The organism is Syntrophorhabdaceae bacterium, from assembly GCA_036504895.1.
Lineage (GTDB): Bacteria > Desulfobacterota > Syntrophorhabdia > Syntrophorhabdales > Syntrophorhabdaceae > PNOM01.
Genome location: DASXUJ010000044.1, coordinates 80,096 through 86,950 on the forward strand (window position 1 = coordinate 80,096; position 6,855 = coordinate 86,950).

At 53.3% G+C, this 6,855-nt stretch carries 7 protein-coding genes; 3 read left to right on the forward strand and 4 right to left on the reverse strand.

Features of this window, described 5'->3' with window-relative positions; translation table 11 throughout:
• Positions 1 to 42: 42 nt before the first annotated feature.
• Entirely contained in the window at positions 43 to 1,491 is a 1,449-nt protein-coding gene (locus VGJ94_05615) for an MFS transporter (protein HEY3276078.1), read from the forward strand.
• Here the strand turns inward: VGJ94_05615 and VGJ94_05620 are convergent.
• Genes VGJ94_05620 through VGJ94_05630 form a run of 3 tightly spaced genes read right to left on the reverse strand, consistent with a single transcriptional unit; the run spans position 1,479 to position 3,860 of the window.
• The gene (locus VGJ94_05620) at positions 1,479 to 2,987 is read right to left on the reverse strand and encodes a GNAT family N-acetyltransferase (protein ID HEY3276079.1); all 1,509 of its coding nucleotides are present in this window, start codon (positions 2,985 to 2,987) and stop codon (positions 1,479 to 1,481) included. The two genes, VGJ94_05615 and VGJ94_05620, sit on opposite strands and share 13 nt — an antisense overlap.
• A gap of 50 nt (positions 2,988 to 3,037) precedes the next feature.
• Positions 3,038 to 3,469, reverse strand: coding sequence for an ATP-binding protein (locus VGJ94_05625; GenBank protein ID HEY3276080.1), 432 nt, complete (start codon positions 3,467 to 3,469; stop codon positions 3,038 to 3,040).
• 58 nt (positions 3,470 to 3,527) lie between these two features.
• Complete coding sequence (locus VGJ94_05630) at positions 3,528 to 3,860, reverse strand: STAS domain-containing protein (GenBank protein ID HEY3276081.1); 333 nt, start codon at positions 3,858 to 3,860, stop codon at positions 3,528 to 3,530.
• Positions 3,861 to 4,059: 199 nt separating this feature from the next.
• Here VGJ94_05630 and VGJ94_05635 point away from each other — a divergent pair, with 199 nt between their 5' ends.
• Together VGJ94_05635 and VGJ94_05640 are read left to right on the forward strand one after the other, a co-directional pair.
• A complete protein-coding gene (locus VGJ94_05635) occupies positions 4,060 to 5,130 on the forward strand; it encodes a pentapeptide repeat-containing protein (GenBank protein ID HEY3276082.1) in 1,071 nt (356 codons plus the stop codon).
• Positions 5,131 to 5,158: 28 nt separating this feature from the next.
• The gene (locus tag VGJ94_05640; protein ID HEY3276083.1) at positions 5,159 to 6,007 is read left to right on the forward strand and encodes a lytic murein transglycosylase; all 849 of its coding nucleotides are present in this window, start codon (positions 5,159 to 5,161) and stop codon (positions 6,005 to 6,007) included.
• 25 nt (positions 6,008 to 6,032) lie between these two features.
• On the opposite strand, the gene VGJ94_05645 is transcribed toward VGJ94_05640, so the two are convergent.
• A complete protein-coding gene (locus tag VGJ94_05645; protein HEY3276084.1) occupies positions 6,033 to 6,650 on the reverse strand; it encodes a hypothetical protein in 618 nt (205 codons plus the stop codon).
• Positions 6,651 to 6,855: the final 205 nt, after the last annotated feature.

Here is a 6,855-nt window from a genome sequence, read left to right on the forward strand (position 1 = left end):
AAAAGAGGCCCCGATAGTCTACAACCTATAGGCGCAAAACGTATGGAAAACCGGTTCGTCACAGACAGATCAACCCAGCTCTGGATAGTTATCAGCGTTGCCTTCTGCTCATTCATGTCGCGGCTCAATAATTACATCGTCAATATCTCGCTGCCCACCATCGCGGAAAATTTCCACATCGGAACAGGCGATGTCTCGAGGGTCGTAGTGGTCTACCTGCTTATCATTACGAGCACCCTTCTCCTTTTCGGACGGCTCGCCGACAAGATCGGGCTCAAGAGGATTTTCATCGCGGGCTATTCCCTGTTCGTCTTCGGCTCCATGCTCTGCGGTTTTTCCCAAAACATTCATGTACTGGTGGCCTTCCGCTGCGTTCAGGCCATCGGAAGCGCAATGCTCCTCGCTTCCGGATATGCGATCATCTCGAAATTTCTTCCTCAGAACATCACGGGATGGGCCTTCGGCATCACGTCCACAAGCTCGGCCCTCGGAGTCGCCACGGGCGCGCCCCTGGGCGGCATCATCACCGCCTATCTCTCATGGCATTGGATATTCTATATCAATGTGCCCGTTGGCATTCTCGCCATAATCGTGGCCCTGAAGATGATCCCAAAAGAGGACCCGGCTGAAGCCGGCAGCGCGGCCGGGGGAAAGAGCTTCGACATTCCCGGCGCGGTCCTCAGTTTTCTCGGCCTCCTTGCCTTGCTCTATGCGCTGAATGTAGGCAGGAAGCTCGGATGGACGTCGCCCCAGGTAGGTCTTACGTTCCTTGTGGCCGCCATTCTTTTCGTCCTCTTTATAAAAAGGGAGAAAACATGCAAGGACCCCTTGCTCGACCTGCATTTTTTCACCAATATGCGTTTCACCCTTACGATCGTCGCCACCTTTATGGCCTATATTCTGATCACCGGTAATGCCTTCCTTCTCCCCTTTTACCTGGAGTTCGTGAAAGGGTTGAATACCAAGGAGACGGGGCTTGTGATCCTCACCTATTCACTCATTTATGTCTTCTGCTCTTCTCCGGCGGGAAAGCTCGCGGACAGGGTCGCACCCCGGATTCTTTGCACCATCGCCATGCTTTCCGCATCTCTGTGCGCCTTCACCTTCGCCTTTACCCTTCCCTTTCACGGTCTGGTGCCGGCCTTCGTCTTCCTCATATGGCTCGGCTTTTCCTATGTCCTCTTTTTCTCGCCCAATAATAAGCAAGTTATGATGTTCGCCCTGGAGGGAAAGCAGGGCAGCGCCTCGGGTGTATTCAATACGGTCATGAACCTTGGAATGGTATTCGGGGTTGCCCTTTTCGAAACGGTCTTTTCTCTTTCCCTGCCGCCGAAAGCAGCGGGTATGGAGATGAGTAAAGTCCCCCCGGACCTTCTCCTCGGGGGGTTTCAAAACGCTTACATTCTGGGCGGGCTCGTCTGCGCCATCGCCCTCATGTGCTCTTTACTCGTAAGACAGCAAAAGATAAAGCCTAAGATTCAGGCATTTTGATTAGGATCACGTGCTTTTATGTAGGCCACGATCTTTTCGGCGGCCTCGGAGGCGACTTGAATCCTGCTGTAGTCTATGGAGACATTATTGAGATACTGAAGAATAAGGGCATCCCCAAGGTCATAGAAGGGGAGGACCCCGCCGAAAAAGAAGCCAAGTTTCTCGAATTCGCCGCACATCGAAGGGGTGGCCGGATTTTCGAGGGGGAGATAGAAAGTAATCTGGTCTATCTTCTTGAGACAGAGGTCTTTCAGAATGACCTTCACTTCATCCGCGATATGCTCGCCATATCTCTCGATCGTGATAATTGCCCTGTTATAGGTAGAGACCACCGTGGTGGTTATTTTTGATGTGCCGTCTCCTGCGCCGGCATTCACCGCTTCCGGTGCGGGGCTTGTACCCATGGTCCGGTCGAGACCGAGATTGTGATAAAGGTATTCGATAAATTCCGCGTGCTGGGGGGGCGGATAAATCGTGATACCCTGGGGGTTCTTGAGAGGCATAAAACCGTAAATGACTGTTTCCCTCTGGGAGAGGGCTGCGTGGATACCCTTGAATGACCTGTCCGCCGGAATAAGGCCGAGGACAAGGGCACACCTTTTGAACCCTGCCTTCTGCCCTGCTTTCTGGGCGTAGGGGTGGTTCGTCACCGCCTTGCTGAAAATGGCCGCCAATCCGATCTCGTGGGCTTTGTCCACCAGGGCGCTGAGCATGCCGTTCTGGCATCCCTGTCCGCGGAAATCAGGCCTCACCACGGCCATGGCCGCCTCGGCGATAATGCTCTCCCTGTGTTCCTTCACGAGGGCAACGTGTCCCACCACTTCTCCATCCGCAACGGTGACCACCGATGCGATGGTGCCGTCTTCGTGAAGCCTGGTAAACCTGTCGGGGTAGTAGATCGATTCGATTCCGTAGGAGTACCCGTAGGCCCGGTAAAAGAGTCTCGAGACCTCGAGCGATTCGGAGAGAAGCATCGATCTCAGCTCATAGGCTTTCTTCTCTTCGACCTTTTCTTTTTCGGGTTCATACCGCGTGAGCTGGGAAGCCTCGTGGAGATCGACCACGCTCTTGAAGGGCAGAAACTTAATGAGGTGGATTTCCTTACCCTCACGGCCGAGGTTATGGAACTCGAATTCATCGACGCTTGTCTTCATGAGGTGGGAGCCGAGACCCGTGGGGACCTGATCGACGTCGACAGGGGTTGCATATTCAGGCACCATGCTGGGATCGAAGGGCATGCCCTTGTCCTTTATGATGATCCTCACCCCCGCGGTTACGGGCTCGAAAATGACTTCGTAAGATTCCTTTTCACCTGCCTCGAAGGCATGCTCCACCACGTTGACCACTGCTTCCTCCAGGGCAAGGATGATCTTAGCCGTGTCGGAAGGGCTGAAACCCAGTTTTTTTGCGATCTCACCGGCGTATGCCTGAATGGCGGGCAAATACCCGAGGTCGTTCGGCACTGCCAGGATCGATCTCTCTTGGTCGGTTCTCATCAATTATCCCCTTTTTCTTGTCATGTCAAAAAGAATTACTGCGGCTCGGGTTAATCCCCCGGGTTCCTTCCCTTTCGTATCAGAAGAGTGAGAATGTTTTTTCCGTCTTCATGCCGGTAGCGCACCTCGTCCATCAGCTTCCTGATGAGCAGGATGCCCAACCCCCCGATTTTTCGTTCCGTCACATCAGCCGACGTATCGGGCTCGACTGCGGAAAGGGGGTCGAAAGGAGCACCTTTGTCCGATATCTCGATCATGAATCGATCGTGTTCAGTGGGGCCGCACGCCACATCCACGTCCCCCCCTTCAGATTCATAGGCATAGCTCATTACATTCACGAGGGCCTCTTCGGCGGCAATCTGCAGTTCGGAGATGCGTTTTGAGTCAAATCCGGCATCCCGGGCGCTTTCGGCCACGTGGGAAATGAGGGCTTCGAGATTCTCCAGTTTCGCGGCGACCACCGCATGAGATAATGCATTCATCAGGGATTCTTAGCCTGCCGTTGCCGGAAGAGAGGCGGTGAACGGAAACCGCATGCCATCACAGATGGGCAAGGGCATCCTCCTTTGACGCAAAAACCTGAAAAATGGAGTAAAAGCCCGATATCTTAAACACCTCTTCCACGGGCCCATGCAAGGCGGCGAAGAGTATGGTCCCCTGTTTTTCCTTTATCTGCTTGGCGGCGGCCAGAATACTCCTCAAGCCCGCGCTGCTTATGTACTCGAGACTGTCCATGTCGAGAAGAAAAGAACGGTTGCCCTTTGCCACCAATTCCGAAAAGGCCTTGTCGAACTGGGGAGAGGTGACTGCATCCATCCTCCCCTGTACTGAAAGGATGATCGCGTTATTTGTTTCAGTCGTGCGTATCTCCATGGCATCTCCTTATTCTTCTATTTTTAGCATTGTAATAGAAGAACCACAAAAAATCAATATATTCAATATATACAATGTGGGCCGCGGACCGCCATTATGGGGAGGCGCTATTGATCTTGGTCGGCCACTTTTGTTATTGCTTTTCCTTCGCGAGTGAGGCTAGATATTTAGAGGGTATGCAACGGAGCAAGGAGGGGGCGTGGCGAGAGAAGAACACCTGGCCCTACTGAACCTGGGCGTCAAAGAATGGAACGGATGGCGAGAAACCCACAGGGACGAAGCCATCGATCTGAACGGGGCTGGTCTGGAAAAGAGGGATCTCAGGGGAATCGACTTCTCCCGCGCAAATCTCGCAAAAGCGAATTTCTCAGGAGCACGCCTTGAAAGAGCAAATCTCTCCTCCGCAGTTCTCAGAGATGCGAACCTATCACACGCCAATCTCGATCATGCCGATCTTACGAATGCAAATCTCTATAAATGTCATATGGCCTTTGCACGCATGGAGAACGCGGTCCTTCCCTTTGCGAGTCTCCGGGGGGCCGACATCAGGGGCGCCCACTTGAAAGGCGCATCCCTCGAAGACGCGAATCTCCGGAAAGCGAATTGTTCTCACGCCCATCTTGAAAAAGCCTTTCTTGCCTTTTCCGACTGCACCGGCGCCGATTTCACGAACGCAAACCTTCACGGGGCAAACCTGACGGCGGTGAACCTCGAGAGGGCCAATGTCTCCGCCGTCAAGTTCGACGACGCCGTTTTTTGGAAGGTCCTGAAGAAGGCGCGATTCAGCCCCCGAAAGATCTGGAAAAACCGGGACAGTATCCTTCTGGATACCACCATGCGGTGCAAAGGGGCACATGTGGCCTGCTACGGAAGCCAAAAGTTCGCGAGTTTCATGAAGGGTCAGGACTTTCTTGAAGAGCTGATGGAAACACGAAAAGGCAGGATAATCTGCGCAATCTGGTGGCTTTTCGCCGATTGCGGGAGATCCTTCGTCAGGTGGGGGTTCTGGTCGTGCATGATCATCTTTCTCTTCGGCCTCGCCTACCTCATCCTCGGACCTCATGATTTTCATCTTGCCACGCTCCGTTTCGAGTTGGGCTCAATGATGTATTTCAGCGTGGTAACCTTTTCTACCCTCGGCTTCGGGGATATCATACCCCGCACGCCTGTGGCCCTTTTTCTCACAGGACTGGAAGTGTTCACCGGCTATTTTATGATGGGCGGGCTCATAAGCATCTTTGCCACAAAGCTTGCCCGGGCGGCCAGGTGACCCGATGAGCAAAGGAGCGATATCTTTAATGAAAAAAGCCCTGCCCGGTTTTCTCTTATTCATTGCCATCCTTTTGTGCGCGTCGTCCTCATCCTATTGCTATACAGAGGAAGATATATGCAGCAGGAAGGGGTCCCTCTGCCAATCCCTTAAAGAAAAAGGCTTTAGTTCCGATGATCTGGCGCCTCTCTTTTCAGACCCCCGGGTTACGCTCTACCCGGAGATTCTTGAGAAGAAAGGGAAAGGACTCGATTATTTCAACAAGAAATTCGGGCTCCTGACGCGGGACTCGGTGGAACGGGGAAAGGCGGTCCTGAAGAGCAACAAATCTCTGCTCGTCGATATCGGCGCCAGATATAAGGTGGAACCGGAGGTGCTCATCGCCGTCTATCGCGTAGAGACCAACTTCGGCAGATACGTGGGGACCTACCCTGTATTCAACAGTCTTCTCACCTTATCATTGTTTGAGAACAGGAGGTCCGAATGGGCGGACAGGGAGCTGGTCAGCCTCCTTGTCCTGAGCAGGTCGGAGAAGATCGATCCCCTCTCAATTAAAGGCTCATGGGCAGGCGCCTTCGGCCTCTGCCAGTTTATCCCCAGTTCCTATCTCTCTTTCGGGGCTGACGGGAATAATGACGGAAGGGTAGATCTCTTCCAATTTACCGACGCAATGGCCAGCATTGCGAAATATCTCGCGGGACATGGCTGGGCCTCCGGTCATCCGGAGAAGATGAAGAAGGCAATTTATGCGTACAATCACTGCGACAATTACGTCCGTGCCGTTCTCGCCTACGCGGATGCGATCGAGAAACCTTATAAAAAGACCTTAAAAAAACCGGCCCAGGTCCGCAAGAAGAGGAAAGTCGCCCGCGCCTGATATTGTCGGGAGACCCTGCCCCGGATCAACGATTTCGAAGAGCGGCCCTGTATTCGGGCTCGCTGAGGCAGCCGTCGCCATTTTTATCGTAATTCTTGAACCGGTCCATAGTGAGGTCCGATACGACCACGCTCATCTCGACGGCGGTTACTTTACCGTCCTTATTTTCATCTACGTCATAAAAGCCCGTGCCCTTCTGCGCAATTCGGGCAATTCGCTTTTTCGAATCCTTTTTTGCCGTTTTCATGGCAGTGGGTATATCAGGAGCTGGTTCGAGAGCGGCTTCTCCTCTCGTGGCCCGTGATATCCTTAAGCCTGTAGACGTATAGGAGACCGCACAATAGCTCCCCTCCCTCACGTCCCCAAGGCTCCGATAGCCCCTGAAGGTGGGATTCGAGGCATCAAAGGTAACGATTTTCCCCCTCCCCTTGAGGGTGATCGATTTGGTGCCGGTGTCCGCCCACACCACCGCACCGACAAAGGTACCTCCCCTCCGACCCTCCGTCTTGGCTCTCCTGGCCTTGGCGGGACCGGCGGTTTTCACTTCTCCCACGGTAGAATTCGGCTTCTCGTCGCATCGGCCCGGGGCGGCGAAGAGAATAACCCCCAGAAACGCGAGGCCGATAAGGCAAATCTTTTTCATATGGCACCTTCCCTCTTTTTCCTGCCATGTTTTATCGGGAACAGGCCGGGAAGTCAAGTTCTTTCAGCCCACAAACCATTGACCGTTATTTTTGCCTGTGGTATTCTCAGGTTAAAGAAAGCAAAGGGTTGGAGGTACGTTCGCGAGCCGGCCTTTATCCCTTAATCTCGAGGAAAAGGAGGTATATATGTCGACCATATACGAT